This window comes from Catalinimonas alkaloidigena, assembly GCF_900100765.1.
GTDB classification, from domain to species: Bacteria; Bacteroidota; Bacteroidia; order Cytophagales; family Flexibacteraceae; genus Mooreia; species Mooreia alkaloidigena.
Genome location: NZ_FNFO01000004.1, coordinates 27,590 through 51,641 on the forward strand (window position 1 = coordinate 27,590; position 24,052 = coordinate 51,641).

Annotated in this window: 21 protein-coding genes; 8 read left to right on the plus strand and 13 right to left on the minus strand. The window is 58.8% G+C overall.

What is annotated here, in order from left to right:
- On the minus strand, positions 1-2,976 hold the full coding sequence (locus BLR44_RS11075) for a SusC/RagA family TonB-linked outer membrane protein (protein ID WP_089681794.1): 2,976 nt from the start codon (positions 2,974-2,976) through the stop codon (positions 1-3).
- 645 nt (positions 2,977-3,621) lie between these two features.
- On the opposite strand from BLR44_RS11075, the gene BLR44_RS11080 reads away from it, so the two are divergent.
- Both BLR44_RS11080 and BLR44_RS11085 read left to right on the plus strand, forming a co-directional pair.
- Complete coding sequence (locus BLR44_RS11080) at positions 3,622-4,476, plus strand: fumarylacetoacetate hydrolase family protein (protein WP_089681795.1); 855 nt, start codon at positions 3,622-3,624, stop codon at positions 4,474-4,476.
- Between the two features lie 224 nt (positions 4,477-4,700).
- A complete protein-coding gene (locus tag BLR44_RS11085; RefSeq protein WP_089681796.1) occupies positions 4,701-6,281 on the plus strand; it encodes an aldehyde dehydrogenase (NADP(+)) in 1,581 nt (526 codons plus the stop codon).
- Between the two features lie 126 nt (positions 6,282-6,407).
- Here BLR44_RS11085 and BLR44_RS11090 read toward each other — a convergent pair whose 3' ends face one another.
- From BLR44_RS11090 to BLR44_RS11135, 9 genes are all read right to left on the minus strand, one after another.
- Positions 6,408-6,926 (minus strand): alpha-ketoglutarate-dependent dioxygenase AlkB family protein, encoded by a 519-nt coding sequence (locus tag BLR44_RS11090; RefSeq protein ID WP_089681797.1) that lies wholly within the window; start codon positions 6,924-6,926, stop codon positions 6,408-6,410.
- Between the two features lie 3 nt (positions 6,927-6,929).
- Positions 6,930-7,454, minus strand: coding sequence for a DUF2628 domain-containing protein (locus BLR44_RS11095; RefSeq protein WP_089681798.1), 525 nt, complete (start codon positions 7,452-7,454; stop codon positions 6,930-6,932).
- Positions 7,455-7,464: 10 nt separating this feature from the next.
- Positions 7,465-8,358, minus strand: coding sequence for a UbiA-like protein EboC (gene eboC, locus BLR44_RS11100; RefSeq protein ID WP_089681799.1), 894 nt, complete (start codon positions 8,356-8,358; stop codon positions 7,465-7,467).
- A gap of 57 nt (positions 8,359-8,415) precedes the next feature.
- Entirely contained in the window at positions 8,416-9,003 is a 588-nt protein-coding gene (locus BLR44_RS11105) for an O-methyltransferase (RefSeq protein ID WP_089681800.1), read from the minus strand.
- A gap of 24 nt (positions 9,004-9,027) precedes the next feature.
- Positions 9,028-9,948 carry a TatD family hydrolase gene (locus BLR44_RS11110; RefSeq protein WP_089681801.1) on the minus strand — a complete coding sequence of 307 codons (921 nt, stop codon included), beginning with the start codon at positions 9,946-9,948 and terminating at the stop codon, positions 9,028-9,030.
- 268 nt (positions 9,949-10,216) lie between these two features.
- On the minus strand, positions 10,217-10,801 hold the full coding sequence (locus BLR44_RS11120) for an LOG family protein (RefSeq protein WP_089681803.1): 585 nt from the start codon (positions 10,799-10,801) through the stop codon (positions 10,217-10,219).
- A 1-nt stretch (position 10,802) separates the two neighbouring features.
- A complete protein-coding gene (locus tag BLR44_RS11125) occupies positions 10,803-11,693 on the minus strand; it encodes an EboA domain-containing protein (RefSeq protein ID WP_089681804.1) in 891 nt (296 codons plus the stop codon).
- 368 nt (positions 11,694-12,061) lie between these two features.
- Complete coding sequence (locus tag BLR44_RS11130) at positions 12,062-12,604, minus strand: hypothetical protein (RefSeq protein WP_089681805.1); 543 nt, start codon at positions 12,602-12,604, stop codon at positions 12,062-12,064.
- A 96-nt stretch (positions 12,605-12,700) separates the two neighbouring features.
- Positions 12,701-13,780 carry a T9SS type A sorting domain-containing protein gene (locus BLR44_RS11135; protein ID WP_176955993.1) on the minus strand — a complete coding sequence of 360 codons (1,080 nt, stop codon included), beginning with the start codon at positions 13,778-13,780 and terminating at the stop codon, positions 12,701-12,703.
- Between the two features lie 181 nt (positions 13,781-13,961).
- On the opposite strand from BLR44_RS11135, the gene BLR44_RS11140 reads away from it, so the two are divergent.
- The 4 genes from BLR44_RS11140 (at position 13,962) to BLR44_RS11155 (ending at position 16,551) form a co-directional block, all read left to right on the plus strand.
- Positions 13,962-14,834, plus strand: coding sequence for a helix-turn-helix transcriptional regulator (locus BLR44_RS11140; RefSeq protein ID WP_176955994.1), 873 nt, complete (start codon positions 13,962-13,964; stop codon positions 14,832-14,834).
- A 126-nt stretch (positions 14,835-14,960) separates the two neighbouring features.
- The gene (locus tag BLR44_RS11145) at positions 14,961-15,437 is read left to right on the plus strand and encodes a DinB family protein (protein ID WP_176955995.1); all 477 of its coding nucleotides are present in this window, start codon (positions 14,961-14,963) and stop codon (positions 15,435-15,437) included.
- Between the two features lie 12 nt (positions 15,438-15,449).
- Positions 15,450-15,797, plus strand: a complete 348-nt coding sequence (locus BLR44_RS11150) for a cupin domain-containing protein (protein ID WP_089681809.1) — start codon at positions 15,450-15,452, stop codon at positions 15,795-15,797.
- Between the two features lie 7 nt (positions 15,798-15,804).
- A complete protein-coding gene (locus tag BLR44_RS11155; protein WP_089681810.1) occupies positions 15,805-16,551 on the plus strand; it encodes an SDR family oxidoreductase in 747 nt (248 codons plus the stop codon).
- Between the two features lie 2 nt (positions 16,552-16,553).
- Here the strand turns inward: BLR44_RS11155 and BLR44_RS11160 are convergent, their stop codons facing one another.
- The gene (locus BLR44_RS11160) at positions 16,554-17,849 is read right to left on the minus strand and encodes a CPBP family intramembrane glutamic endopeptidase (protein WP_089681811.1); all 1,296 of its coding nucleotides are present in this window, start codon (positions 17,847-17,849) and stop codon (positions 16,554-16,556) included.
- Positions 17,836-18,330: an RNA polymerase sigma factor gene (locus BLR44_RS11165; RefSeq protein WP_089681812.1), complete on the minus strand. Its 495-nt coding sequence runs from the start codon at positions 18,328-18,330 to the stop codon at positions 17,836-17,838. The genes BLR44_RS11160 and BLR44_RS11165 overlap by 14 nt, the downstream gene beginning before the upstream one ends.
- 160 nt (positions 18,331-18,490) lie before the next feature.
- Between BLR44_RS11165 and BLR44_RS11170 the strand changes: the two genes are divergently transcribed.
- Complete coding sequence (locus BLR44_RS11170) at positions 18,491-18,826, plus strand: PadR family transcriptional regulator (protein ID WP_089681813.1); 336 nt, start codon at positions 18,491-18,493, stop codon at positions 18,824-18,826.
- Positions 18,827-18,829: 3 nt separating this feature from the next.
- The gene (locus BLR44_RS11175; protein ID WP_089681814.1) at positions 18,830-21,463 is read left to right on the plus strand and encodes an ABC transporter permease; all 2,634 of its coding nucleotides are present in this window, start codon (positions 18,830-18,832) and stop codon (positions 21,461-21,463) included.
- Between the two features lie 83 nt (positions 21,464-21,546).
- Here BLR44_RS11175 and BLR44_RS11180 read toward each other — a convergent pair whose 3' ends face one another.
- Positions 21,547-23,739 (minus strand): S8 family serine peptidase, encoded by a 2,193-nt coding sequence (locus BLR44_RS11180; protein ID WP_089681815.1) that lies wholly within the window; start codon positions 23,737-23,739, stop codon positions 21,547-21,549.
- Positions 23,740-24,052: the final 313 nt, after the last annotated feature.

The window sequence follows — 24,052 nt, forward strand, 5'->3', positions numbered from 1 at the left end:
TTAGAAAGTGACGTTCAGACCCACAGAATAGATGGACGAGACGGGATACGAATCGTTGCCTCCGGAATCGATGCCGTTGTCGATCGAGCTGCTGCTGGCCACCTCGGGCGAGTAGCCCGTAAATTTGGTCAGGGTAAACACGTTTGTGCCGCGCAGGTACACCCGCGCTGAGCGCATTTTGGCCTGTTGGGCGATGGCCTCCGGCAGGGTGTACCCCAGCGTCAGCGTCCGCAGCCGGAGGTAAGACCCGTCCTGCACGAAGTAAGAAGACGGAAGCCAGTTGTAGCCACCGGCCGTAGCCCGTGGTTCGGTGTTGCTGGTACCGGGGCCGGTCCAGCGGTTGATCACGTGCTGCTCGAAGTTGTAGAGGTCGGGCCGAACGGTTTCCTTGATGTTGTAAATCTTGTTGCCGGTCTGTCCCTGAAAATCAGCCGTCAGGTCAAAGCCTTTCCAGCCGAATTCCATGTTCAGGCCGTAGATGAACGATGGAATCGGTGAACCCAGGTAGGTCCGGTCGTCGCTGTTCAACACGCCATCGGCGTTGGTATCGACGAAACGCAGATCGCCCACGCCCGCAGTCGACAGGTGCGGATACGCGTTGAGTTCCTCTTGGGTTTGGAACACGCCATCGACCTGGTAGCCGTAGAACGCACCCAGCGGCAGGCCGGGGCCGGTGGCCGTGGTGATGCCGCCGTTGAACAGCCGATCGCCCGAGCCACCCGTGCCGAACACTTTTAGCGCTTCGTTGTGGATGGTGGTCCCGACGGTCCCGATCCGGTAGGTAAACTCGTTCGCCGCGCCGCTCCAGACCACGTTGTACTCGAACCCGCGGTTCAGCACCTCGGCGGCGTTGTAAGTAATGGTGGCGCCGTCGCCATTGCCCAGGTACCCGGGCACCGGCAGGTTGATCAGGATGCCTTCCGTACGTTTGTTGTAGTAGTCGACCTCCACGTTCAGGCGGTTGCTGAACAGGCCAAATTCCATCCCGATGTCGGTCTGGTACGTGTTTTCCCAGCTCAGGTCAGGGTTGCCGGTTTCGCCGAACGTCGAGCCGGGATACATCATGTCGCCCCGCCCGAAGACCGCTGCCAGGCCGTTTTCGACCCGGGAATACTGCCGGTTGTAGTCGATCTTTTCGTTGCCGATGATGCCCCAGCTTCCCCGTACTTTCAGGTTCGAGAGCATAGGCACCTCCTGCATAAACGCTTCGTTGATCACGTTCCAGCCCACGGCAAACGACGGGAAGTTCCCCCAGCGGTTGTTGTCGCTGAATTTGGAAGAACCGTCGCGCCGGAACGTGGCCGTAAACAGATAACGGTTGTCGAACGTGTAGTTGGCCCGCGCCAGGTACGACATGATCGCGTAGTTCTGACTCAGATCGACCGTGTTTTCGATGGACGTCGAGACGATGTTGTTCGGGTTCAGGTACCAGAAATCGGGATCGTTGCGCAGGATGTCCTGCCCGGCGGCCGCGAAGCGCTCGGAACTCGACTCCTGCATCGTATAGCCGACCACAGCGTTGATGCGGTGCCGCCCCAGCTCTTTCCGATAGTTCAGCGTGTTTTCCCACAGCCACGAGACGCGGTCGCTGTACGACTTGTTCAGGTCGTTGAGGTCGTTCTGCTGCTGCGGCGACACGAAGAACACGGGCGTAAAGCTCTCGGTTTTTGTGTATTGCATGTCGACCCCGAAGCTGGTGCGGAGGGTCAGGCCTTCCAGCAGATCCAGTTCGCCGTAAATGTTGTCGACCGTACGGATGCCGCGCTCAAAGCTGTTGTTGTACTCGATGTCGGCCAGGAAGTTGCCCACACCCGGCACCACCGAGTAGCTGCCGTCGGCCTGGTAGGGCGTCACCACCGGCTGCGAGCGGTAAGCCACAAAGGGCGAGTTGCCCCGCGTGTTCTGCTGGCGGTAGGGCGTAAAGCTCAGGTTGCTCCCGATGCGCGCCCAGTCGGCCAGGTTGTACGTGTTGTTGAACTTGAGGGTCACCCGCTCGTAACTCGATTTCGGAATGATCCCCTGTTGGTTAAAATAGCCCAGGCCAAAATAGTACTGCATCTTTTGCGTAGAGCCGGAGGCCGAAACCTGATAGTTGTGGATCGGCGCATCGCGGAACAGCAGATCCTGCCAGTCGGTGCTGGGCACGGCGCTCACGTTGTTGTAGGTTCCGGGTTTGATTTCGTTGACGACCGTAGCAAACTCCGGCCCGTTCAACAGATCGATGGGCCGTTGCATCCGCTGCATGCTGAATTCGCCCGTCACGTTGAAGGTCGTGCCTTCCTGCCCGCGCGCGCCCTGCCGCGTCGTGACGATCACGACCCCGTTGGCGCCGCGCGACCCGTAGATGGCCGTAGCCGACGCATCTTTCAGTACCTCCATCGATTCGATGTCGGCCGAGTTCAGGTAGTCGATGTTATCGAGAATCACGCCGTCGACCACGTAGATGGGGCTGGCGTTGTTGAACGTGCCCGTCCCGCGGATGCGCACGACCGTGCCCGAGCCGGGTGCGCCGTTGGTGCTGGTCACCTGCACACCCGATACCTTCCCCTGCAGGGCCTGGGTGGGCGATACGGCCGGCACTTTGGTCAGGTCTTCGCCGCGCACGGACGACACCGATCCCGTCAGGTCCGACTTGTTCACCGTTCCGTAGCCGATCACCACCACGTCTTCCAGCGTCTGGGCGTCGGTTTGCATCACCACGTCGATGGTTGACTGGTTGCCCACCGGAATGGTCTGGGTCTGAAAGCCAATGAACGAAAATACGAGCGTATTTTCTTCGGGAGTGAGGGTAATCGAATAATTGCCTTCGATGTCGGTTGTGGTCCCTTTGCTGGTTCCTTCGACAATCACATTCGCGCCGGGCAGTCCTTCACCGTCCTCGGCGGTGGTAACTCGTCCACTTATCGTCTTGGTTTGCGCTAACGCCACCGACAGGGGTAAGAGGCAAGTCACGAGAAACGTAAAAAAATACTTCATGGTAGATAGGTTGGTAATACCACCCTGGCGGTCGGTGCACAACACGCCGCCAAACTGGTGACGAACTAGTTACAATAAGAGCATGTGCAAACGATTGAATTAGACTACGTTACCTGAATTACGTAACCCGTTTACAATCAGTTGCCTCCCCGATTTGCCGGCCGTGACGGCTGTCGACGCACCGGCCTACAGGGGACAGACCCTGTGGCACCCGTACGGCGCTTAGCGGCAAAATGTTGTTCCCGGAGGGGCAAAACGCGAAAAAGAAAGGAAGTTGAGGCCGAAGCCTCCACGGACTTCGAAGCACGCACGGTGATGTGGTCACAGGCGGTATTCCGGCGGCACGAAAGCAACAGAGTTCCTGTGTTGTCGATCAGGTACATAAAAACGTAGGTCGAAAAAAGCGGCGGCAAAGATAGAGCGTCCCCTCACAGGAAGGGGCCATTTTTAGTCTTACCAGGCGTTTTTTTCGTGCAACCGCCGAGCCGTTCCGCTAAAAATAATTTCCGGCCCCAGTAGGTTGCCCCGCCCGACCCCCTTCTTACCTGCGCTGTCCCCGCCGGGCGGCAGGCGCGTCGGCTATGCAAGCGTTTACGTAACCGCAACCGGCCCGATGCTTTATATTGCGCTCAAAACCACTACCCCATGCGTCTTTTCCATACCACCCGGGGAGCAATCCTCGAACAAAACGACCACTTCTGGCAGCTTCCCGACTCGTCGTGGGATGCGCTCATCAACCGCGACGACCTTCCTGACCATCTGCAACAGTACATTGCCGAACATCCGGCCGATGCGCAGGCCCCCTCGGCCAGCGAACTTCTGCCCCCCATCGGGCAACAGGAAGTGTGGGCCTCGGGCGTGACCTATTACCGGAGCCGCGAAGCCCGCATGGAAGAGTCGGAGGCCGTAGGCGGCGGTAGTTTTTACGACCGCGTGTACCACGCCGATCGCCCCGAGCTGTTTTTTAAAGCCACGGCCGCCCGAACGGTCGGGCCGGGTGGTACGGTCAACATCCGCACCGACTCGACCTGGAACGTGCCGGAACCAGAACTGACCCTTTTTGCCACTTCGAACGGAAAAATTGTGGGCTACACGGTGGGCAACGACATGAGCTCGCGCAGCATCGAGGGCGAAAATCCGCTGTACCTTCCTCAGGCCAAGTCGTACGAAGGCAGCGCCGCCCTGGGGCCTTGCTTGTTCGTCACCAGCACGCCGCTTCCGCCGTCTACCGACATTCAACTGGTGATTTTCCGGGAGCAGGAGAAAGTGATTGACGAAACGATCAAACTGGAGCAGATGAAGCGCACCCCGGCAGAACTCGTCGATTATTTATTTCATTCCCTGCGTTTCCCACACGGCTGTTTTCTGATGACCGGCACCGGCATCGTCCCCGACAACTTTACGCTGCAACCCGGCGACGAAGTGCGCATCAGCATTCAGGGGATCGGCACCTTGGTCAACCCCGTGGGGGTGGTCGGTAAGCCGAACAGGGTAGTGTAGCGAGCAAAATGAGTGAGTGGCGCAAAGCGCAGGGTCCAACGTGGGCAGTTAGCGAAGTGTGAGGTGTTCATCGCCGTGAAGCGGGCACATCGCCACCAACGCCCTTCGATCTTTAAGCTTAGCACGCTGAACTCATAACCACGCCGAACGCTCCTCCACTTGCTTACCCGAGCATTTGCCCGCTCCATCTGTAATTTAAAAATCTGAAATCTGACTTTTACCTCATGCAACTGACTGGAAAAAACCTGATCGGGTTGATCGATACAGCCGAAGGGGCTCACACCTTTACGGGCGTGGACGCCACGCTGGGCACCGAACTGCCCACCACGTTCTACGAAGCGACCGACGCGGAAGTAGACCGGGCGGTGGTGCTGGCCGACCGGGCCTTCGCCACCTACCGCCGGAAAAGCGGCGCCCAGAAAGCCGACTTCCTCGAAAAAATTGCCGACGAAATTATGGCGCTGGGCGATGCGCTGCTGGAGCGGTGTCATCAGGAAACGGCGCTGCCCCTCGGCCGTCTGCAGGGCGAGCGCGGCCGTACATGCGGCCAACTGCGCCTGTTTGCGGAACTGTTGCGCGAGGGCTCGTGGGTAGAAGCCCGGATCGATACGGCCCTGCCCGACCGCCAGCCCCTGCCCCGCCCGGATTTGCGCCAGATGCTGATTCCGCTGGGTCCTGTGGCGGTGTTCGGGGCGAGCAACTTCCCGTTGGCTTTTTCGGTGGCGGGTGGCGATACCGCTTCGGCGCTGGCCGCCGGCTGTTCGGTGGTGGTAAAGGCCCATCCGGCGCACCCCGGAACGTCGGAGATGGTCGGGCGCGCGATCCGCAAAGCGGCGGAAGCCACCGGCATGCCCGAAGGCGTCTTTTCCCTGGTGCATGGGGGCATCGCGCCCGGCACCAAACTGGTAGGCCATCCGCTCATCAAAGCGGTGGGATTCACCGGCTCGTTCCGGGGAGGAAAAGCCCTGTACGACGCGGCCGTTCGCCGGCCGGAGCCCATCCCGGTCTATGCTGAAATGGGCAGCACCAATCCTGTTTTTGTGTTGCCGGGGGCATTGAAAGAGCGCGGCGCGGCACTGGCCCAGGGACTGGCCCAATCCGTCACGCTGGGCGTCGGGCAATTTTGCACCAATCCCGGCGTCGTGGTGGTCGAACAGTCGGACGAAGCCGAGGCCTTTTTAAAGACCACCGGCGAACAACTGGCGAACGTCGCCCCCACACCGATGCTCACCAGCGGCCTGTTGCAGGCGTACCACAAGGGCATTGAAGGCCTCAAGAAGATGGAAGGCGTGGCGGTTATGCAGGCCAACGTGGCGGATGGCGCCACCCTGGCCCCGGCCCACTGGCTGCGCGCTTCGGTGCAAACGGCGCTGCGCCACCCGGAACTGACGGAAGAGGTATTCGGGCCTTCGTCGGTCGGGCTGGTGGCCGAGCGCAAAGAAGAGTTGTACGAATTTGCGCGGCAACTGCACGGGCACCTTACGGCGACCCTGCACGCGACCGAAGCGGATCTGGCCGAATACCGTGACCTGGTCGCACTTCTGGAACAAAAGGTCGGTCGGCTGATCGTCAACAGTTTTCCGACCGGCGTGGAGGTGAGCCATGCCATGAACCACGGCGGCCCTTACCCCGCAACGACCGACGTCCGCACCACCTCGGTCGGCACGCAGGCGATCAAACGGTTCGTGCGGCCCCTCTGTTACCAGGGCTTCCCGTCGGCGGCTTTGCCGGAGGCGTTACAGGACGCCAACCCGCTCAACCTCTGGCGCCTGGTGAACGGCGAATGGAGCAAAGAAGCGATTTAAATTTTTCGCACAGTACCCACGCAGCCTGTCGGGAATATCGCTTTCCCGACAGGCTGCGTGCGTTTGGACCCGTTCCGGTAACGTGCGTGACTTCATGCGCTTCGAAGCGGCGCGCGATTCACTTTCTTATTCCGGCTGCATCCTTCTGAAAGTCAGACTGATGCGTCCTTGATCCGTATCGGTGCGCGGGATGGCGTGTTGCCATTCGTGCTGAACGCGCTGCGTCATGTAGAGCAGCGATCCGGCAGGCAGCGGAACGTCATGCGTGAGCGTGGGATCGGCAATATTCCGGAAGCGCAAGGTACGGCATTCGCCCAGGGACACGATGGCTACCCCCGTATCGGGCGCGAGGATGTCGGTCTGGTCCGAATGGTAACCCATTTTAGAGCGGCCATCCCGGTAATAATTGAGCAAACAGTTGTTCGGCCGAAACCCCAGGGTTCTCTCCAATGCGTCACACACGGACGCCAGTGCCGGGGGCATGGGCTGAAACGGATAGTGGACCTGCGAGTAATTGTACGCCACGCCAAAGCTGGCCGTCTTACGAGCCGCCATGCGTTCGTCCCAGGCAATTTGGGTTTCTAAATACCTGAATAGGTCTTCGGGATGATCCAGAAAACGGTCCCGATACGTAATACCGTCCATCGTTTATGGAAATAGGGTGGGCAACACGCCGAACTTCATCAGGAGCATCGCACCGATGAGGAACAGCAAAATGAGGAGGTGAGGCCGGAGGGTGACGCCACCCAACTGCGCGAGACGGGCTTTGATGTGCTCCTTGTCGTCCAGCTCGTCGGTGACCGATTCGATGGTGCGTGCGGCCTGTTTTAGGTAGAGGTTATTGCCGAGGAAGCCCATCAGGAAAGCCCAGGCCACCATTTCAGCATTGCCGATGAACTCGATGGTGGCTTCCGACAGGTGCAACCGCATCCACAGGGACGATTCCAGGGCGGACGACAACAGGATCAGGCCCAGGAGCACCACCATCGGGCGGTACATTTTCCGGTACAGCATCCACGACAGCCCGAACACAAAAGCAAAGACGTTGAAGGTGTACGTGCGGCCGTCGCCATATTCTTCCACTTTTTGCCAGTAGTAGTCGGCACTCTGGCCAAAATACGCCCGAAAGTATTCTTCCCGGTCCAGGGCCTCCTGATCTTTCTGTTCTTCCATCGCTAAACCATTAAGTCACTGCAAACAAACGCCCCAAACCCATCGAAAGCGGCAGGAGAATCAACACCATGAGGCCGTATTGCCATCCCGCAAAAACCGTTGCCAGCGCGGCATCGAGCACAATGAGGGAAATCACCCCGGCTTTGACGGCCTTCCCGATGTTTTGCGGGGCGGCATCGCGCAGCGCACGGAGCAGCGGCGGAAAAATAAGGTAGCCAAAAAGGACTACAAAAAACAGCACGGTGTAGAGGGAATCTTCCGTGAAAGCGAGCGTCAGAATGGACAACACAACCAGTCCGTACAGCGCCAGACCACCACGCAGGGCGGGTTGGTTTTCGCCGTGTACTTCGCCGCGGCTGATCATGGTAATGGCGGCGATGTAAACGATCGGAATCAGGGCCAGGTACCACCGCTCGTACAGCATGGCGGGGATGGCACTCATGCCCAGCAGGAGGTTGACGCCGCGGCACAGGCCCATGTTCAGCGGTCCGAACCACGATTGGTGTTTCCCCCAGGCGTCGTAAAGCACCACCAGCACGCAAATGAGCATGGCCAGTCCGGCGCTCAACAACGACACTTGTCCCGCCGTGACGATGCCCGCCAACAGCAGCCCGCCGCCCAGCAGTTGCGCACCCGTTTCGGTGGCGTCACCCCGTGGAATGGGTCGCTCCGGTCGTTCGGTGCGGTCCAGTTCGGCGTCGAAATAGTCGTTCAGCACCACCCCGCCGCCGTACAGGCAGACGGTCGACACGATCAGCCAGCCCAGGGTGCCCCAGCCGACTTCCTGTTCTACCAGGGCCGCTCCTGCCCCCGAGGCGGCATAGCCCAGCAGAATATCGGCCACGGCCGTCACCAGATTGGCGGGGCGCATCAGTTGCAGGTAAGCCCAGAGACGGCGTTGCATAAACAATGAGTTGAAGAATGAGGTTGAAACCAACGGCAGACTGCCGAGGCAGGGATGCTACACATTTCCTTTTTTCACGGCGACGACTATGCCCGTGGCCCAGTCCTGCCGGGTGAGGTACAGGTCATCGCGTTCGGCCAGCGTGGTCTGCAGCTTGGCAGCTTTTTCGGCGTGCCCTTCCGGCCAGTTGGGCTGCGGCAACATGTCGTCGATGATGTAAAACCCACCGGGTTTGAGCAGGGCCAGCGCTTCGTCGAGCATCAGGTACTTCCCGTGCCAGGTATCGGCAAAAATGTAATCGAACTTGGATCGAGCGTGTTGCGTCAGCCACTCGCCCCCGTCGCTTTCCACAAAGGTGACGCGCGGATCGTGGCCGAGGTAGCGTTGCGCAATGGACAAAAACTCCGGGGCGTTGTCGACCGAAACCAGCGTAGCGGTGGCGTCCATGCCGTCCAGCATCCAGGCGGTCGACAGGCCGGTACCGGTGCCCAGTTCCAGAAAGGCGCCGCCCGGTTTGGCCGCCGCCAGGGTACGCAACAGGCTGCACGTCAGCACATCCGACGCCATGGTAAAGCCGGACGCTTTCGTGGCCTGATCAATCAACAAGTACTGTTCCGGGTAATTCGTGCGATGGGTTTCGGGCATCCATTCAGGTGATTAAGGCGGTGCTTAGTTGGGTACAATGTCAGAATCGGAACTCCCGATTTTCGGCGTTTGCCCCCCACGCAGCACGGAGTTTCCGCGGAACAGCTCACGCTGGTCTACCTCAGAGATTTGCCAGTCGGCTTCGTTGATCTGGCCGCTTTGCCCGTAGGCGTCGAGCGGGTTCTGGTAACAGGTTTTGGTGACGTAGTCTTCCGGCAGTCCGCGTTCCACAATCAGCGCGGCGGTCTTCGGAACGGCCAGCGGATCGCTCACGCCCCAGTCGGCGGCACTGTCGACAATGATGCGCTCGGGACCGTATTTGCGTAACACTTCCACCATCCGCTCGCTGCCCATTTTGGTATGCGGATAGATCGTAAACGCACACCAGAAGCCCCGGTCCAGCACGTCCTGCACGGTTTCTTCGTTGTTGTGATCGACGATCACCATGCTCGGGTCGATGCCGTGTTCCAGCGCCACTTCCATGCTGCGGATGGTCCCGCGTTTTTTGTCGCGGTGCGGCGTATGGATCTGCACCGGCAGGTTCAGTTCCTTGGCCAGTTCCAGTTGCTGACGATAATACTTGTCTTCCGCGGGGGTCTGGTCGTCGTACCCGATTTCCCCGACCCCTACTACCCCTTCTTTGCAGAGGAACAGCGGCAGAATTTCCATCACCTGTTCGGCCAGCGCCTCGTTGTTCGCCTCTTTCGAGTTCAGCCCGATGGTGCAATAGTGCTTGATGCCGAACTGGCTGGCGCGGAATCGCTCCCACCCGATCAGCGTGTTGAAATAATCTTTGAACGAACCCACTTCCGTGCGAGGCTGCCCCTGCCAGAACGCCGGCTCCAACACAGCCACCACACCCGCCTTGCGCATGGCTTCGTAGTCGTCGGTAGTGCGGGACACCATGTGTACGTGGGAGTCGAAAAAAATTCTATTGCTTGACATGTCGAATTACAAATTGAAGATTACAAATGACAAATTCTGGTGGCCACGTGGCTCCGGTGGCAAGTTGAATGGGTTACAAGTCTCAGGTTTCAGGTCCTTTAAGTATCCGTTGATCGGAAGTATTGAGTTAAGAATTTTGAGTTTACAGTTTAACGCTCAAAGAGCATCGGAGACCATGCGTGGTGCTCTTGCTCGCTGTTAACTACCCACGTTGCGCCAAGCGCGTCACGCCATTCACTCATTACGCTTTGCACCCCGCGCTATCCGCTCATTTGAGTGCAGCGTCCTGAATCGCGCCGGAATTCCACGAAGGAGAATTTTGAATGGCAGGGATCACTGCTTCAGGTTCGTCGACGAAGCGCCACATGTCGCGGTGGCTGTCGGCCATGAACTTTTCAGTGATGCACCGCTCCAGCATCTGCGCCAACGGATCGTAATAGCCTTTGGTGTTCAGGATGATGATGGGCTGCGCGAACAGGCCGAGGCGTTTCAGCGTGATAACTTCCATCAGTTCTTCCAGCGTACCGCAGCCCCCAGGCAGGGCCACCACCGCATCGACACCTTCCAGGAAGCGCTTCTTTCGCTCGTGCATGTCGGCGACAAACACAAATTCCTTCACCGCTTTGTGCGCCCATTCCACTTCGTTCATGAACTGCGGCATAATGCCGAGGATGCTGCCGCCTTCGGCCAGGACCGTATCGGCCAGTTTGCCCATCAGCCCGACGGCACCTCCGCCATACACCACCTGAATGTTGTGCCGGACCAGTTGCCGGGCCAGCCGTTCGGTGGCCTCAAAATAAACGGGATCGATCCGGGCGCTGGAGGCGCAATAAACACATACGCGTTTGATCATCTCAGTTTTTGGTTTCCTGATGCCGGGCCCCAATTTCGTCCCACGTCAGGGTGGAAGGATCGGTATCGCGATCGACCCACTGGCTGACGATCAGGTCGTTGCTCTGCCAGCAGGCCAGCATACCGGCCTGCCGTTCCAGCGGATTGTCGCTTTGCAAAAGTCGTTTGATGTCGGCTTCCGACTCGGGTTGCAGAAATGGCCCGATCATCCGCCACAACTCGGGCGTGACGGTGCGCCCGGCCGACCAGCGCTCGTGCACGTAGTCGAGGAGCGTGTGCGCCAGTTCGGCATTGACCCGCTTGTCGAGTCCGTCGATCTGGTAAAGCGGCCGGTCCGTGAAGACCGACTTCAGCACCAGCTGGTTCCAGGCCGGATCGGCGAGGTGCTCGGCCGGATAAGGATTGCGCAGCACGATGGCGTCCAGCACCGACGTTATGTTCGTCCGGATGCCCTCAGCGGTCTGGGCGACCCACCGCTCGGGAAACGCCAGCAGGGGCAAAGCGCCGTAGAGCGTTCGCTGCTCGTTCATGTCGGCCGTATCGAACAATTGCTTCAGCGTCTGTTGATACTGGTCTTCGTCCTGCGTGGGCATCAGCAGTAACAGAAACGTACGGGCGGCCTGATCGCACGTCCAGGTTGAGGGGTCCCAGCCGGACCGCAGTTCGTCGGCGCGTTCGTGCTGCGCTCCCGACAGCTCCAGCGGCGTTTTGCTGAAAAAGCGGGGCACCATGCTGAAGGCCATGTAGAGCGTGCGGCGTGCGTAGTCGGTGGTGTACTTTTCCTGCTGCTGTGCCAGCCAGGCCAGCGCCTGGGGCGAAGCATGCGCGGACAATACGTCCCGGAGGAACGTCCGTGCGGGCTCGGGTGCGACTTGGTGAAGGGTTCCTGTCATAGACCGGGTAAAAATAGGCAAATGGATGTAACTGGTTCGGAAAACGCAAGTTACGGACAGGATTCGCCACGAAAAAGAATTTTTGTCACCCGGCCCCCCGCCCCGTTTTTCGCAGGCCTTCGTGACGCGCCACGCCTTGGCCCGACCAACGGCCCGGTGGTGTCGGCAAAGCATGGTACTTACAACCTCCAGGGTTTGCCGGGCTGCGCTTCACCGGCCGATGCCACGACGTTCTTCAGGAGACGTGGCCGGCCGCGGAGGCGTACCATTTCACCCGATTGGAGAGCTCTTGTGGCGGGACGAGGCGGTTACCATAAAAAAAGGTGCCGTCGCGTACGCCGGCACCTCGGTAATTTGCTCAGGACTTTCTACCACTGCATGGGTCGGAAATAACTTCCATCCTCGTCGTCCGGCGAGAAGCGGATGACCAGATGCTCTTTGCCGTATTCGTCCGTCTCGAACGTGTAGTAATACGTGCTGGCTTTCAGTTCGTCCGGCTTGGCTTTGCGGTTGAAGTTCTGGCTGGGGCTACAGGTGTAAAATCCCCGGTAACTGCCTTCGGTCGGGTGCATCGTAAAGGAGTTGTTGTCGTGGAATTCTACCGTGCCTTTTTCGTAGGTAAAGGCTTGTGTGCGGCAGTTGTAGTAGGCACTGCTGCTCATGAAGTACATTTCGATCTCGCCGTTTTTCTTGAAATCGAACGCCACGGCCAGCTCGAAAGCGTTGCCGACGTAGCTTCCGTCGTACTTCCAGAAGTCGGTCATCGAGAACGTGCCGTACATCCACTGTCCCTGCATTTTGGCGGGGACTTCGGAGCGCGGGGTTTGGGGCGCAGGGTCGTCTTCAATGCACGACGAAAGCATCAGGCCTAGGGCCACTACCCCCAGTAAAGACCAGGTTTTCAGGTTCATAGCTGTGAGAGATTTTGGTTGATACCGCAAAGTTGCGCGCATCGCTCTCCTGCAGCGTAGGAAAAACCCGACCTGTAGCGGCGGTGAATCCCGACGTTAGAACTTCACAACCTTCTGACGGTTTACCCACGTCTGGCCCTGTACTTCCAGAAGATACACCCCGGCAGGCACTTGTTGAATAGCGTTGATTTCCAGTTGGTTGGCACCTTTTTGCAACGCATACGCCTGCACCAACGCTTCTTGCCCGCGGGCATCGAACAGACGCACCTGCACCTGCGCCGACGAAGGCGAATACAGACTTAGCATGAGACGCTCACGAAACGGATTGGGCTGTACCTCCACCCGGTCCAGCTCGGTAGGGCGCTGGAGCGTAACCACGGGACTGTAGTGGAATGAGCCGTCAAAATCCACCTGCCGGAGGCGGTAGTACAGCACAGGGCTTAGGAGCGAAGCCGCTTCCGGATCGGCAAATTCGTACCGATGGGTCTGGCTGGACGAGCCCGCACCCGCCACTTCGGCAATGGCCTCGAACGCATGGCCGTCGACCGAGCGCTCCACCGAAAAGTAGTGGTTGTTGTGTTCAGAAGCCGTGGCCCACTGCAATACCGCCGCCTGCAGACTGGCCGTAGCCGTAAAGCTGACCAGTTCGACCGGCAACGGATTTGCCAGGTCGATCGGCGCGGCCATGCGCCCGGCGGTAGGCGTGAAACTTCCCTGAATGGTGCCGCAGTTGCTAGAGCAGCCGTTGCCCGACCACACATTGGTATCCTGCACCCTAATGAACATGTTATCCCCTTCAAAGTAAGTGTTGTCGTTGACGGTTCCTCCTTCTTCGACAATAACGCCCGAGTCTTCGCCGGTGAAGGTCAGGTTCCCGTAGGGAATGCAGAAGCACCCGAAACTGAAATCGCCGTTGCTCATGTTCAGCGTTCCTTCCACAATGAGGATCGAGTTGTTCAACGTATGGCTGGTGCCCCTGACCGTCACGACCCGATCGGCCGGAATGAGGATCACGTCGTTGTCGCCGGGCATTCCGCTCGGGGTCCAGGTGCTGGCCGCATGCCAGTTACCGTTCTGGGCAGCGGTTTTGGTGACCTGTGCAAAGCCCGGAACCGATAGGACGACCGTCAGTAAAGAAACCAAGACGAGCAGTGGTGAAATTGCGTATTTACCCATGTTACAAAAAGATGATGGGCAAAGAAAAGGTCTTTCGTCGCCAAAAGGGCTGAACATATGTACATAACCTTACTTTTGTACTTGTCGAATAAAATGAAGGGCATTGCAGAGTTGGCTGCCGCGGCCAGCTCGGCTGACCTTGCGGCAGTTCGATGCCATGTCCACATCATCTAACACGCCTATGTCTGTCTGGAACCTGCCGTCGGCATTGCGGGAGTTTACGTTCCGCCGGATTGCGGCCCCCGGCCTCGAAGTGGTACAGTACCAGGCGACCCGCACCACCGAACGGGCGCACATTCAATTTGCACACAATGCGGTGGTTCTGCTGCGCAACGGCAGCAAGGAAGTATTCACCCCGCATCAGACGTTGACTTTGAAAGAGGGTGAAGGCTTTTTTATCAAGAAGGGCCATTACCTGATGACCGAGCGGCCCGCGAACGACATGGTCTACGAAAGTCTGATGCTTTTTTTCGACGATGCCACGGCACACGCCCTGGGCGCGGCACTGCTTGGCGAAGCACGTCCCCCCCAGGCACCGCCGCCGGAAGTAGGCACCCTGCCGGCCAGCGCCCCATTGGAGTCGTTTGCCCAGTCGCTCAAAACGTACCTAACCTCCGACCTGCCCACCCACAATTCCGACGTGTTGTTGCGCCTGAAATTGCAGGAACTTTTCTGGATTTTAGCGGCCGACCCGGCGATGGGGTTCGGCAATTTTTTAGCCCATTTGCACCTGCCTCAACAGCGCAGCCTGGAACAACTCGTCGAACAGCATTACAAAGAAAATCTTTCGCTGGCGCAACTGGCATTTCTGGGCGGGTTCAGCCTTTCTACGTTCAAACGCCGGTTTGAGGAACATTATCGTATGCCGCCCCGGAAGTGGCTGCGGGCGCGGCGTTTGCAGGAAGCCCAGCGCCTGTTGCAAACGACCGACAAAAATGTGTCGGAAGTTTGCCTGGAAGTAGGCTTCGAAAACGTGTCGCATTTCGTGCAGGCATTCAAAGAAGCGTTCGGCCACACGCCCAAGCAGTTTCAGGCTCAGGCCCCGTCGCCATAAGTTGAACCGCCCGCCACATTTTTTGGACCTTGGGCAATACCCACCCCTCCGTCGTCCGCTTACCTTTGCCTGCACAAGGCCCCTGCGTTACCCCCAATGCACGCTTTCTACCTCAATGTTACCGCCATGGAACGTGATTTAAACGACTGGTTTACCTACAACCACGAAGCGAACGTCGAAACCATTGCCGCCCTGCGGGAGGCACCCCACCCCACCGACAAGGCGCTGTCCATCATGGGACACGTGCTGAATGCGCACCGCGTCTGGCTCCACCGCATCCACCCGCTGGAAAAAGAAGCGCCCCAGCCCTGGCAGGCAAATGATCCGGCCACCTTTGCTGCCACGAACGACCGCCTGTTGCGCGACACGCGCCTCTACCTGCAATCTGGTGCGTTCGGCCTCTCGCTGCACAAGCCCATCACCTACACCAACACCAAAGGCGAACGGTTCGAAAATACGATCCTGGAAATTTTCTTCCAGATTCTAGCACATTCGGCCTACCACCGGGGGCAGCTCGCGCTGATGCTTCGCCAGGACGGCGTGGCCCCTCCCCTGACCGACTATATCTTTCTGCGGCGAAACCCGCAGCCCGTGCTCTCCTGATTTGATCTGAACATGCACCAGAAAATTGCACTGCTGGCGGCCCGACACGCGCTCCACGCTTCCGGTCAGGAATTCAAAACGTTTTTTGAACACGGTACGCTCGCGGTCGAACTGTACAAGCCCGACGGTACCGACAAGCAAACGCCACACGACCGCGACGAGGTTTACCTTATTGCGTCGGGGCACGGCACGTTTGTGCTGGAAGGCGATTCTACCACGATCCAGACGGGCGATTTTCTGTTCGTACCGGCAGGCGCCGCGCATCGTTTTGTAGAATTCTCGGCCGATTTCAGCACGTGGGTGTTGTTTTACGGACCTTCCGGTGGCGAGTCCGGCACGCCGATCAACCACCTTTCTTAATCCGCCGATGGAAAACGTGCTGCTCGTGACCGGTGCCAGTCGCGGCATCGGGGCCGCGACGGCGGTGCTTGCCGCGCAACGGGGCTACCGGGTCTGTGTGAACTACCGGCAGGACCATGCCGCGGCCCAGAGCGTGGTGGACACCATCCGCCGTCGCGGAGGGAAAGCCGAGGCCTTCGCCGCCGACGTCTCGTCCGAAACCGACGTACGGTCTCTGTTTCAGACCCTGGACCGGCAGGTCGGACGCCTGACTGCGCTGGTCAACAATGCAGGCACGCTGGAAACGCAGCAACGCGTGGAAGCGATGGAAGCGGCGCGATGGCATCGCCTGTGGCAGACCAACGTCCTGAGTTGTTTTTTATGCACCCGGGAGGCGATTCACCGCATGTCGACCCGGCGGGGTGGCGCGGGCGGTGCCATCGTCAACGTCTCGTCGCTGGCGGCGCTAACCGGCGCGCCTCATGAGTATGTCGATTACGCTGCCTCCAAAGCGGCGGTCGAGGCTTTCACGCGTGGCCTGGCCCACGAAGTAGCCGCCGAGGGCATTCGCGTCAACGGGGTCAGGCCAGCCTTTATCCATACCGACATCCACGCCCGGGGCGGCGAGCCTGATCGGATCGAGCGGATCAAACCCCACATTCCGCTGCAACGCGGCGGGCAACCCGAGGAAGTAGCGCGTGCCATTCTTTGGCTTCTTTCCGATGAGGCATCGTACAGCACCGGCACCTTTCTCGACGTCACGGGCGGGAAGTAAATTCAGAAGGTCCACCCCCAGGCGTCGACGCCCAAGGCCAGTAGCGCCCCCATCCCGTTGTGGAGCGTATGCGCCAGGATGGAGGGCCAGAGGCTGCGCGAACGCTCGTACAACAGGGCGAACACGGCTCCGCCCAGCGCCGCGTTGCTGGCCTGCAACGGTTGCAGGTGCGTAAGGGCAAAGATGCCGGAACTGAGCAGGATCGCCCCCCATACCGGAAATTTCGTGCGGAAACGCGCGTAGAGAAAGCCCCGGAAAAACAACTCTTCGGAGAGGGGCACCAGCCCCACAATCAGAAAGAGCAAGATGCCGTTTTCCCAGCCGGGGTATCCGTTGTGGAGAAATACGCCCTGCGCCGTTTGCCGCCAGGCGGGCAGCCACGCCCCGATTCCTTTCGCCAGCGGCAGCATTACCCACGTGAGCGACAAGCCTACCCCCCCACCGATCAGCAGCCAGCGCGTCGTTGTCTTCCGAAAACCCACCGCCGCCCAGCGGTGTTTCTGCCACAGCACCTTGATGCCCAGAACACCCGCCGTGAGGCCCAGCGCCTTGCCGAAATGGTTCACCAGATGCACAGCCAGGGGCATCGACGTTCGCCCTTCAAAAAATTTCTCGAAGCCTATGGTGTACTTCACGTAGCCCATTGCCAGGACATTGACCAGCCCGTAGATGCCGACGAACACCAGGAGGATCAGTGCGGTATCGCGACCGGAATAACGTATAAATCCCGTTGCAGCGCGGGACGGCTCAACTGTCGGCTCGTACTGGCGGAGGTAGCCGGTCCATTCGTTCAGGTAAGGCTGGTAGCGGCGCCGAATCACCAACGCCTGCAACACCGATAGCCCCACGCCGACAAGCAGCAGCGGCAGGTTGTCGGGATCGTACCGGATGCCCAGCATCAACAGCGCAGGCACCACCCCCAGGAGCAGAAGCAGTTCGAGCGAGCGGTACCATTTTACGCGGCGAATCAGCAGCCGCAACCGTTGCGGCAACGCCTCTCCATAACGGGTCGTCCGGAAATCGTAGTGGAGCGCGAAGAACCCCACCCAGATCAACAGCAACACCCCCAGCATTTTTAGAAAGCCGCGCCCGGACCCGGGGTCGTGCAGGAAATTGGACACGAGCAGAAACAGCACCAGCGCCGCCAGACTCCCCCCCCCGATGATCCACCGCAACCGACGATTGCGCGACTGCAACTGCGTACGTCGCGTGTGCAATAGGTCGTGCAAGGCGTCGGCCGAGAGTGCCGCCGGTTCAGGGGTTTGTTGCCAGGCTTGTTTCAGCTCATCGAGTTTCATGCCGCAGGAGGTGTTTTAGTTTCTTTTTGATACGATTCAGTTTCACGCCGACGTGCGTGGGCGTCAGGTCCAGCAGTGCGGCAATGTCCCGGTAACTTTTCTCTTCCAGGTACAACAGCACGAGGGCTTTTTCGAGCCGGTCGAGTTGGGCAATGGCCCGGTACAACGCCGCTTCGGCATCCGGCAGTGCGGCAGAAGGGGGCGCGGGCAACGTTTCGGTGTGGCGCAGCGCCAGCGGCACCAGGGCCGGGCGGCGCGTCGTTTTCCGTACGTAGGTAATGGCGGTATTCAGCGCCACCCGGTACATCCAGGTCGAAAACGGAAGCTCCGCGCGGTACGACGGCAACGACCGCCACAGTTGCAGCACCATCTCTTGCATCAGGTCTTCCCGCTCCTCGGCCTCACGTGCGTACATCCGGCCGATCTTGTGCAGGATGCCCTGGTGTTGCGAAAGGAGTTCGAGAAAAGCGGATTCGGTCATGCAGCTACCCGGTGATTCGCCCCAAAGAAGAGATTATTACAGAAACAGGGAAAATTTTTTGCCATTCTTCCGCACAGGACGCCGCTCTTCCTTTTCGAAGAGGCGGAATTTGGTCTGATACTTCATAAAAACTACATTTAGGAAAATTATACCTCCGCCGATGAAAGGAACGTACCTGGGTGAGTTTGAAGAACTTGTTTTACTGACCGTCGCCGTGCTGTACGAAGAGGCCTACGGCATCGCCATCAAAAAAGAGATGGAAGAGCGGCTGGAGCGGTCGGTGAGCGTCGGCGCCCTGCAATCGGCCCTGGCCCGGATGGAGAAAAAGAGCTACCTCTCCTCCCGCCTCGGCGACGCCACGCCCGAACGCGGCGGCAAGCGCAAGCGCTACTACACCGTGACGCCGGCGGGCTACAAGGTGCTCCGCGAAACGAAAGAGACGCGCCTGCAACTCTGGAACGCCATTCCTCGCCTCGCCTTCGACTTTAGTCAGTAAGGTATGTCCACACCGCGCCCTCCCCATATCGCCCACTGGTTTCTCCGATGCTTCTGCCGTCCCGAACTGCTGGAAGCCGTCGAGGGCGATCTGCACGAACTGTTCGAAGAACGGCTCACCACGCTGGGAACGCGGCGGGCCCGCTGGTACTACGTCCGCGATGCGCTGGTGCTGTTTCGTCCGTCCCTCATCCGTCATGTCTCACTCTCTTTCTTTCTTGTACCCATGCTCCAGAACTACTTTAAAGTCGGCCTCCGGCAATTGTTGCGCCATAAATTTTACGCCACCGTCAGCCTTCTGGGACTGGCTGTCGGCATGGCCGCCTGTCTCCTGATTTCGCTGTATGTGGCCGATGAACTGAGCTACGACCGCTACCATGCGCACGGCGATCGCCTGTACCGCGTGGCAGGCAACTACCGACACGGTGGAGATGAACCGCAGCGACTGGCCCTCACTAATTTTCAGTTAGCGCCCCTTCTGGAAAACGATTTTCCGGAAATAGAGCAGTGGGTACGGCTGGATTTTATGAGCAAAGTGGTGGCCAACGGAGCGCAAAAGCATCAGGAAACGAATGTCCTGGTGGCGGATTCCAGCTTCTTCGAACTGTTTTCTTTCCGTCTGGTGCAAGGAAGTCCCGCCACAGCGCTGTCGGGTCCTCAACAGGTGGTGCTGACTGAGGTTACCGCACAGAAGTATTTCGGTACCCAGGATCCGATGGGGCAAACGCTGGAGATCGACGACCAACCTGTCCTGGTTACGGGCGTGATGGAGGCCATACCGACCAACACCCATTTCCACGCCGATCTGGTGCTTTCGATGGCAACGCAAGTGCCGCTCTATCCCGACTACGTAGTTCGCTACCGAACGGGAGCCCTGACGCAGTATACGTACGTCCTTTTGGAGGAAGGGACCGATCCGCAGCAACTGGAGGCACAACTGGAAAACTTCGTAGCCACACACGACGGACCGGAAGCGGTCGACGAAACGCAGTATTTCCTGCAGCCGCTTGCCGATATTCATCTGCGCTCTGATCTGGGACAGGAGATTGAGCCCAACGGTAGCATCACTTACGTGTATATGTTCATGGCCGTGGCGCTGATTATTCTATTGCTGGCCTGCGTCAATTACGTGAACCTGGCGACCGCCCGTGCCACCGAGCGCGCCAAAGAGGTCGGTCTGCGTAAAGTAGTCGGGGCGCACCGGTCACAACTGATCGGGCAATTTCTGGGTGAATCGCTCCTGATTGTGTTGCTGGCCTCCGTACTGACGGCCGTACTGGTCTGGGCGGCGATGCCTCTCTTCAACCAGCTTGCCGACAAGCAACTGGCGTTTCGTCCGTTTTCGAACTTCCCGCTTCTGGGAGGTCTCCTGCTCTGCGCGGTGAGCATCGGCGTGCTGGCCGGTAGCTATCCGGCGCTGGTACTGTCGGCCTTTCGGTCGGTGCAGGTGCTGAAGGGAGGCAGCGTCTCTCCCGGGCGGCGGTCGCTGGGGACGCGGAAAATCCTGGTGCTGGGCCAGTTTGTGCTCTCCATTGCGTTGGTCATCGCTACGTTGGTCATCGGTCAGCAACTGCATTTCCTGCATCACAAACGCCTGGGATTCAACACCCATCAGGTGGTGACCATGCCGCTTTCGCCTGAGGGTTTTCAGCGTTTCGGGGCGCTGAAAGAAGCATTGCAGCGCGACCCTCGGGTGACGTCCGTCACGGCTTCGAATTCCCCCCTGACCGAACGCGTCGGCGGGTGGCGACAATACCGCATGGCGGGGCGTACGCCAGAGAGTGGCCTCAACATACCCACCATCGATGTCGACTTCGACTTCTTCCAGACCATCGAGGCGGAGATGGTGGCCGGCCGTAGCTTCTCGTCCGACCGCCCCGCCGATACCCTCAATGCCTACATTTTGAACGAAACAGCCGCCCGCTTCCTGGAACTGGATGATCCGGTCGGTGCTAGTTTGCAGGGTACACTTTTCAACGGGGCACAATGGTCGGGCAAAGACGGGATTGTCATCGGCGTGGTGAAAGATTTTCACTTTGCGTCGTTGCACAACAAAATCGAGCCGGTGGTATTCAGTCTTTATACTACGCAAACGTTTCCGTTGCGCTGGGTGTCCGTACGCCTCCGCAACGAGGATGTGAGCGAGGCGTTGGGTTTTCTGGAAACCACCTGGCAGCAGTTTGATCCCGAGCTACTGTGGCACTACTCGTTTGTCGATCAGGAACTGGCCGAGAAGTACCGGGCCGAGGCGCGCTTTCTACAGGTATTCAGTCTGTTTTCCGGGCTGGCCATTCTGATTGCCTGTTTGGGACTTCTGGGGCTGACGGCCTTTGCCGTACGGCAGCGGACCAAAGAAATCGGCATCCGCAAGGTGCTGGGTGCTTCACTGGCCGATCTTGTGTTGCTGCTTACCCGGGAGTTTCTGTGGCTGGTGCTTCTTGCGTTTCTCATCGCCGTTCCGCTGGCGTGGTACTTCATGCGACAGTGGCTCGACGATTTTGCCTACCGCATCAACCTGACCGCCTGGCCCTTTGTGCTGGCCGGGGCATCGGCCCTGCTGCTGGTGTGGCTGACCTGTAGTTCACAGAGCTTGCGGGCGGCGCTGGCCAATCCGGTCCGTTCGCTTCGCAACGAGTAAACGTTTGGCTAGCAAAAAAGGCCATCCTGAGGATGGCCTTTCCAACGCTAACGGTCTATTATCTTATTCTTTTTCGTTATATCTTATTCTTTCATGACCCGCATTTGTGTGCGGTAGTGGGGCGATTGCGCCTCCAGAATGTAAACGCCCGCGGGCAGCGGTGACAGGTCGAGGTCAAGCGGAACTCCCGCTTCCGTCTGATGACTCCGCAACCGTTTGCCCGTCACGTCCAATAGCGTGATCGAGATCGGAGACAGATCCTGACCTTCTTCCAGCAGCATGACCGTCAGGCGGTTGCGTGTCGGATTCGGGTAGGCCTGCAAGCCTCTGACGTTGGCATTGGCCAGCGGTTGGGCATTCACTTGCGCGCGCGGGGCCAGAGCCTTGGCGGCTTTGACGGCGGGTTCTGCCTGCAACATGCCGTAGCCGGTGGCGTAATCGAACCCGGTGTCGAATCCTTTGGTGCGTTCGTCGTTCATGTCCAGCGCCGTGTTCCGCAAAATGTCTTTGATCTGCTGGCCGGTGATCTGATGTTTGCTCGCCTCCTGCATCAATGCTGCCACGGCGGCGGCGTGGGGAGCGGCGGCAGAGGTTCCGAAGAAGTTCGGCAGACCGTCGCCTTCGTAATCTTCTCCGAAAAACGTGGTGTTCCCGCCCTGAGGCGCCAGCACGTCGGGTTTGCGCCGTACGGTCCGGCTGATGCGTTTCCCCTGATAATTGAACAAAATGGGCGTACCGCCGGTAGACGAGAAGCTCTCGCGGGTGGGAGGATACACGCCGTAGGTAGGCGTCTGATCGTAACGCACCGCCCCGATGGTGATGGCGCCGGCCGCGTTGGTGTGGCCGTAACTGGTGCTGCTGTGCGTGCGATACTCTTCGATCGTCGCGTTGCCGAAGTTGACGTACTTCATGTACGTAGGCAGTTTTTTCAGCTTATCCCGTTCGGCGGTCGTCATGTTGCGTTCAATCCGCTTGCCAATCACCAGATAGGCCGTTTCGGGTTCTTCCTGGTACGCACCGGCCGCCAGAATTTCGACGGCGTCGCCGCCTACGTTGTATTCCATGCCGGACAACATCGAAAACATGCTCCCGAAATCGCCGTCTTTCATGGCCAGAAAAATATCCAGATCCGACTCTGCCCCGGGGCAGGTCTCACAGGCCGACGCAAAGGGCTGGTCCCACTGAAACGACAACACAATGTCACCGTCCGGCGGAATGGTGATTTCCTGAAACAGGTCTACGCCCGGTCCCGGATCGAAGTCGTGCAGGTAGTACTCGCCAATGATGTCGCCGACGTCGTAGTTTTTGAGAAGCTTGGTAGCGCCGTACCGAAACTCACTTTCGTACGAGTTGTCGTTTACGTTCCCGGCGGCCGAAAAATAGGGAATGCCCCGCTCCTGCACCTGATTGACGGCCTGCGCAATGATGCCGTCCTGAAACATGGGTTCGTCGTAGTACACCACGTCGTCGACGATGATGGTGCTGCCCGCATTGGCCAGATTAATGATGCCCTGGGCAAAGCTGGCCTGACCCATGAAGGCAGTGGTGAACTGAAGTTTCGACGAAAAGGCAATGTCGTGGATGATTTCGGCCATGGCGCGTCCTTCGTCTGTGCCCCCTTCCGGATAGTCTTCCAGCACTTTGACGGGTGTGCGGTCGCCCTGCGGATTGCCTTCGCCGGGCAGATCGCCGTCGCGCACCGACTTGCTGGCACCGCCCAGGTTGTTGTAGCTATCGGACAGAATGCCCACCGTGGTGCCGCGCCCCATGACGCCGTATTTCCTGCGGGCGACGTTCGAACGCTGAGCGCCATCTCCCTGCGTATAAGCCTTGCCCAGATTGGTGAGCGGTTTGTAGGCAGGCCGCACAAACCGCAGCGTTTGCACGCGCTCCAGGGCCGACAGGTTGGCGATGGGCATCAGGCCCGATACGCGCCGTCCGAACCGCGCTCCTTTTTGCAATCCCTTGGCTTCCAGATCGGCCAGCAAGTCGGCACTGCTGCCTTCGGCCACCGCATCGATCACCACGAAGCCCTCTACGACCTGTAACAAATCGGTTTTTTGCCGCAACGGCGAAAGCTGCTGGCCCGTGGGCGGTGGTGTGTTTTTTCCACGTTGCGCGGCATTGGTTTGGGCCAGTCGCAACAAATCGCCCGATATCTTAATCGACTTGGTCACCGTAGTTTGTGCCCTCAGTGCGCTGGCATTCGCCCATAAAAGAGAGAATGCGGCCAGCCAGACGAAACAGTGATGCGGAGTAGCGTAGCGTTGAAGCATAGTGAAAAATTGGCTGGAGTTTGAATATGACTAATCCCCTGAAAATCTGGATCTAAGTTACAAATAACCCGCAGCAAGTAAATTATATTTTATTATTAATTTAAAAAATACAAAGCAATTGCAACCAAAAAAGAGCCTTTGCTCAAGTAGGCCGCACTTTGCCAAAAAAATCATGAAATAATCACATCAGAGTAACATCACATGGCTTTTCCGGTGCAGTGGGTGCGTCACGTTTTTACGAGGAGTTGAGTTAGTAAACGGTAGTTCCTGGTCCCTGAGCGCCTTTTTCAGCGGCAGCGTTGTAGGGCTCTCT

Excerpts from the sequence above, each read along its gene's own strand:
- eboC (WP_089681799.1), bottom strand. The coding sequence starts at position 8,358 with ATGCAACGCCGTCTCTGGGCTTACCTGCAACTGATGCGCCCCGCCAAT.
- BLR44_RS11085 (WP_089681796.1), top strand. The coding sequence starts at position 4,701 with ATGCAACTGACTGGAAAAAACCTGATCGGGTTGATCGATACAGCCGAA.
- BLR44_RS11095 (WP_089681798.1), bottom strand. The coding sequence starts at position 7,454 with ATGGAAGAACAGAAAGATCAGGAGGCCCTGGACCGGGAAGAATACTTT.
- BLR44_RS11075 (WP_089681794.1), bottom strand. The coding sequence starts at position 2,976 with ATGAAGTATTTTTTTACGTTTCTCGTGACTTGCCTCTTACCCCTGTCG.
- BLR44_RS11110 (WP_089681801.1), bottom strand. The coding sequence starts at position 9,948 with ATGTCAAGCAATAGAATTTTTTTCGACTCCCACGTACACATGGTGTCC.
- BLR44_RS11145 (WP_176955995.1), top strand. The coding sequence starts at position 14,961 with ATGGAACGTGATTTAAACGACTGGTTTACCTACAACCACGAAGCGAAC.
- BLR44_RS11135 (WP_176955993.1), bottom strand. The coding sequence starts at position 13,780 with ATGGGTAAATACGCAATTTCACCACTGCTCGTCTTGGTTTCTTTACTG.
- BLR44_RS11180 (WP_089681815.1), bottom strand. The coding sequence starts at position 23,739 with ATGCTTCAACGCTACGCTACTCCGCATCACTGTTTCGTCTGGCTGGCC.
- BLR44_RS11175 (WP_089681814.1), top strand. The coding sequence starts at position 18,830 with ATGTCCACACCGCGCCCTCCCCATATCGCCCACTGGTTTCTCCGATGC.
- BLR44_RS11130 (WP_089681805.1), bottom strand. The coding sequence starts at position 12,604 with ATGAACCTGAAAACCTGGTCTTTACTGGGGGTAGTGGCCCTAGGCCTG.
- BLR44_RS11165 (WP_089681812.1), bottom strand. The coding sequence starts at position 18,330 with ATGACCGAATCCGCTTTTCTCGAACTCCTTTCGCAACACCAGGGCATC.
- BLR44_RS11160 (WP_089681811.1), bottom strand. The coding sequence starts at position 17,849 with ATGAAACTCGATGAGCTGAAACAAGCCTGGCAACAAACCCCTGAACCG.
- BLR44_RS11120 (WP_089681803.1), bottom strand. The coding sequence starts at position 10,801 with ATGATCAAACGCGTATGTGTTTATTGCGCCTCCAGCGCCCGGATCGAT.
- BLR44_RS11140 (WP_176955994.1), top strand. The coding sequence starts at position 13,962 with ATGTCTGTCTGGAACCTGCCGTCGGCATTGCGGGAGTTTACGTTCCGC.
- BLR44_RS11125 (WP_089681804.1), bottom strand. The coding sequence starts at position 11,693 with ATGACAGGAACCCTTCACCAAGTCGCACCCGAGCCCGCACGGACGTTC.
- BLR44_RS11155 (WP_089681810.1), top strand. The coding sequence starts at position 15,805 with ATGGAAAACGTGCTGCTCGTGACCGGTGCCAGTCGCGGCATCGGGGCC.
- BLR44_RS11080 (WP_089681795.1), top strand. The coding sequence starts at position 3,622 with ATGCGTCTTTTCCATACCACCCGGGGAGCAATCCTCGAACAAAACGAC.
- BLR44_RS11105 (WP_089681800.1), bottom strand. The coding sequence starts at position 9,003 with ATGCCCGAAACCCATCGCACGAATTACCCGGAACAGTACTTGTTGATT.
- BLR44_RS11150 (WP_089681809.1), top strand. The coding sequence starts at position 15,450 with ATGCACCAGAAAATTGCACTGCTGGCGGCCCGACACGCGCTCCACGCT.
- BLR44_RS11170 (WP_089681813.1), top strand. The coding sequence starts at position 18,491 with ATGAAAGGAACGTACCTGGGTGAGTTTGAAGAACTTGTTTTACTGACC.
- BLR44_RS11090 (WP_089681797.1), bottom strand. The coding sequence starts at position 6,926 with ATGGACGGTATTACGTATCGGGACCGTTTTCTGGATCATCCCGAAGAC.